Annotated in this window: 2 protein-coding genes and 1 pseudogene; all 3 read right to left on the bottom strand. The window is 70.6% G+C overall.

What is annotated here, in order from left to right:
* Positions 1–428 (bottom strand): annotated as a pseudogene (locus tag D7V93_RS39150) (hypothetical protein); the annotation flags it as partial.
* Between the two features lies 1 nt (position 429).
* Complete coding sequence (locus D7V93_RS39155) at positions 430–3,195, bottom strand: TonB-dependent receptor domain-containing protein (RefSeq protein WP_120648157.1); 2,766 nt, start codon at positions 3,193–3,195, stop codon at positions 430–432.
* Between the two features lie 100 nt (positions 3,196–3,295).
* Positions 3,296–3,919 (bottom strand): hypothetical protein, encoded by a 624-nt coding sequence (locus D7V93_RS39160; RefSeq protein ID WP_147451576.1) that lies wholly within the window; start codon positions 3,917–3,919, stop codon positions 3,296–3,298.
* Positions 3,920–4,239: the final 320 nt, after the last annotated feature.

Below are 4,239 nucleotides of genomic sequence, written 5' to 3' on the forward strand. Positions count from 1 at the left end.
GGAAAGGCCACGGAGGGCCCCTGGGGCCCCGCTTCCACGCGCGGGTGGGCATCCCAGGGCTGGAGCGTGGGGAGCTCCACGTCGTCCCGCATGGAGAGCAGGATGAACGTCCCACGCCCGGTCGCGTCCGCCGGCAGCGTCAGGCGCAGCCGGGCCTGCTGCTCCTCGAGGTTCCTCGCGTCGACGGCGTCGCCGGAGAGCAGTTCGAAGAGGAAGTCTCCGCTGGCCTCGGTGGTGGTGGTGCTCAGCGGCGAGTAGACGCCGTCGCTCAGGCGCTCGAGGGTCAAAGGCTCGCCGGCCAGCGGCGCACCCTCTAACTGGCGGGCGCGGCCGTAGGCGAAGATGGGGTCTTCCGGGTAGCGCTCGCAGCCGGAGAGGGTGGAGGCCAGGAGTCCCAGGCCCAGGAAGGGGAGCGGTGCGTGGCGCATGTCAGTAGGTCGCCTTGAGGCCGAACAAGGGGAGGATGACGGGAATCCGGACGGGGGCGCGCACGGGTTCGAGCCCCGGGTCCCCGTAGCCGTCGAAGGAGTAGTCGTAGGCGATGACCTCCTGTTGCACGGAGAGGTTGAGCACGTCGAGCGACGCATCCAGGGTGAAGTCCTGGTAGGCCCACGACTTCGCGATGCGCGCGTCCACGCGGAAGAACGGCGCCAGCCGGCCGGCGCGGTCCAGGTCCTGGCGCACCCAATTCCCCTCGCCGTCGGCATCCGTCACCCAGCGCTGCGTCTGCGAGGTGATCTGCCCCGTCTCCGGACGGCCGGTGTTGAAGTGCACCACCGTGCCCACCGTCCAGTTGTTGCCGAACTTGTAGCTGAGCGCGGCGTTGAAGACGTGTGCCTGTTCGAAGGCGAAGGGTAGTGCTCCCTCCACCGTCTCCAGCACCTGGTTGTCGTCACCGATGCGGGCGAAGCGCGCCTTTCGCTTGCTCTGCAGGAAGCTGTAGGACACCCAGCCGAACCAGTGCTGGCCCAGCGGGTGGCGCGCCATCAGGTCCAGGCCGTAGGCGTAGCCGGTGGTGGCGGGGTCCGTCCCCAGGCTGCCCCGGCGCCGGCGGTTCTCCGCGACGTCCACCAGGTCGAACTCCACCGCGCGCGACAGCGGGTTGAAGTACGCGTCCGCGCTCAGCTCCAGCCCCTCCAGCGCCTTCCACTCCGCGCCTACGTCGAACTGCGCGCCAGACTGGAGGCCGTAGCGCAGGCTGGCGGTGTCCACGGCGGGGATGTGCAGGAGCACGGTGGGCGGCTGGTGGAACAGCCCCGCGCCGCCCTTGAGCGTGAGGGTGTCCGTCAGCGTGTGGCGCACGGACAGGCGCGGCTCCACGGCGGTGAACGTGAAGCCCGGCACCAGATGGTACGCGTCCACGCGCAGGCCCGGTGACACCACCCACTTCTCGGAGGGCTTCCAGGTGACGGACGCGTACGCGCCGGAGAAGGTGGCGATCGCCGAGGGCCGCTTGAACGGATCCGCGTCGTCGGAAGCACGCCAGCCCGGGGGGCGCGCGGTGCCGGTGAGGGTGGTGGCCGAGCGGCGGTTCTCCACGTCCGCGCCCACGGCCACCTCCAGCGTGTCGGTGAGCACCCGTCGCCACCCGGCGCGCGCGGAAAGGCTCGTCTGCTCAAGGCCGTACTCGCCCACGTCCTGGCGCACGAGGGCACCCCCGACGCGCTTCGTCTGCTCGCCGGTGAGGCCCAGGCCGTCCCAGCCCAGCGTGATGCCGACCTCCCCCTCGCCGCCCGCGAGCGGGTGCGTGCCACGCAGGTCGATGCGATGGAAGCGCGAGGTGACGCCGCCGCCCTCGGAGCGCTCGACCTCCTTGGGAGAGAGGCCCACGTCGTCGGAGCTGCCCAGCGCGAACAGGCGCAGGCGGCCCTGGCCCACCTTCTGCTCGATGCGAGCCTGATAATCCCAGAAGCCCGCGCGCACCTGCTCTGCGTCCTTCTCGTTGAGGGCATTGGCCGCCAGCGAGATGAGCAGCGCGGAGTAGCTGATGCGGCCGGCCACGCTGACGCTGGTGCCGGTGGAGGCGAAGGGCTGCTCGATGAAGCCGCCCGCGTTGAGCAGGTCCGCGTACGCGGTGAAGTGCAGCCGGTCCTCGCGCGGCCGGCTGAGGCGCCCCTCCACCGCGCCGCCCAGCACGCGGCCGTACTGCACCGGCGGTGTGCCCGGATAGAAGTCCACGGTGTCGATGAAGTCCGGGTGGATGACCGCGGGCCCGAGCAGCAGGTGGTACAGCATCGGGATGCGCACACCGTCGAGGAAGAACCCGGTGGCCGCGGGCTGGCTGCCGCGCACCACGGGGTAGCTGATCCCGGACGCGAGGCTGCCCACGCCCGGCATCAACATCACCACGCGGAACGGATCGCCCAGCGTGCCGGGCACCTCGCGGATCTCCTGCTCGTGCAGGCTGATGCGGGTGACCTCCGTGCGCGGGCGCTCGTCGCGCACCACCGTCTCGTAGGGGTTCACCTCGCGAGGCTGGAGCCGGTAGACGACCTGAAGCGTCTGCCCCTGTTCCAGCTTCTCCTCGAACGTCGTCGTCTCGTGGCCCGGTGCGCGGACCTCGATGCGGTGCGCGCCTGGCGTCACGTCCACCGTGAAGCGCCCGCGAGGGTCGGTGGTGGCGGCGGGCTGCTGCGCGCCGTCGAGGAAGAGGGCCGCGTCGGCCAGCGGCTTGCGGGTGCCTCTCGCGCGCACCTCGCCGGTGAGGCGCGTCGTGGCGGCGGGGGCCTGCACGGGGGGCGTGAAGCGGTAGACGAAGGGCAGGCGCACCGCCACGGGGACACCGCCCAGTGTGGCTGGGGTGAAGCGCAGGCCCGGGGCTGCGGCGAGTGCCGCTTCGGTGAGGCGCGGCTCGGCGGCGGCGCGCACCACCTTCGTCTCCGCGACGCGGCCGTCCACGTCCACCAGCAGCTCCAATTTCACCTCACCCGGAGTGCCTTCCAGCCCTTCCGGCCACGCGGCGGGTGCGTCGGCCGTGAGGGTTGGAGGGATCAGCGCGGTGTCACCCGCGTCGGGGGAGAGTCCCAGGCGAAGGGCGTCCTCGGCGGAGAGGGCTTGTCCTCCGTCGGTGGATTGGAGGTCCACCTCCACCGTGCGGGGCTCGCTGGTGGCGGACGGAACGCCCTGGCCGCGCGCCCCCGTGCCCAGGAGCAGCAGGAAGGCCGGCAACAGGAAGAGGGGACGGGGGAGGCGCATGGGCGGCGGCTTCAACACCGGTCCCCCTCGAAACTGTCACCGCGTGCATCCCTGGGGTTCCACCTGACGCGTTCGAAGGTCCCCCGGCCCTGTACGCTCCTCACATCCAGCGGATCTTGATGTGGCTGTTGACGACCTCCACGGACATCCAGGCATCCGCGAAGGCCGCCGAGCAATCGCACCGAACTTCCGGCAGGTGCTCCTTCACCAGGCGCAGCTTGAAGCCGGTACGCGTCTTGAGGACGGCCACGGTGGGCTCCTTGGACTCCCCCAGGCCCTGCCGGGCATCCAGGAGCTTCCCGGTCGCGACGTCCAGGAGCATCACCCCGACGCTGTCGTAGCCCGGGCGGCCGCTCGTCGTGAAGAACACCAGCGCCTGCTGGGGACCGACCGCGAAGGCCGAGACCGGGCCCGCTCTCGCAGGGGCCTCGCCTGGGAGGCTGCAAATCGATTCGCCGTTGGCGATGTTGGAGATGGAGCTGTACCAGGCCTTCTTCAGCGACAGCCCGCTCCGCCGGCCTGCCACGTCCACGGAGACCCGCATGTCGTCTTCGGTGCAGTCGTCCGACTCGGAATCGAAGCTCACGGAGAACGCGTGGGTGCCGAGCTGGCACTCCCATCGGAAGTCACAGCCAGGCGCCTCCCGCGGCGCTCCCGCCTGGGCAGGCAGCGCTCCCGTCATCACGCCCAACAGCAGCGCGGCCATCCTCCGCGTGTCCCTCACGGGCCCTCCCCGAGTCGTCGCATCACAGCCGAGCGTAGACCGGATGCGCCGGGAGGCGTGGGGAAGTCACCGCCCATGATTCCGGCGCATGGAAATGGGAAGGCTCCAGATCGAGATGGGCACTCACCCCGGCTGAGGACACGCCAATGCACCAGGACCTTCGTGGTGACTTCCGGCCAGGACACTCCCACCCCCTCCGGGTGCCTCTTGGAGGACAATGCCTTGCACCCCACCTTCCGGCCGCGTTGGGGCGGAAGGAGAAGACATGCATGTCAGGAATTGGGGTGCCCTGGTCATTCTGGGGCTGGCGGGGGTGGGAT

Source organism: Corallococcus llansteffanensis (assembly GCF_003612055.1).
Classification (GTDB): domain Bacteria; phylum Myxococcota; class Myxococcia; order Myxococcales; family Myxococcaceae; genus Corallococcus; species Corallococcus llansteffanensis.

Excerpts from the sequence above, each read along its gene's own strand:
- D7V93_RS39155 (WP_120648157.1), bottom strand. The coding sequence starts at position 3,195 with ATGCGCCTCCCCCGTCCCCTCTTCCTGTTGCCGGCCTTCCTGCTGCTC.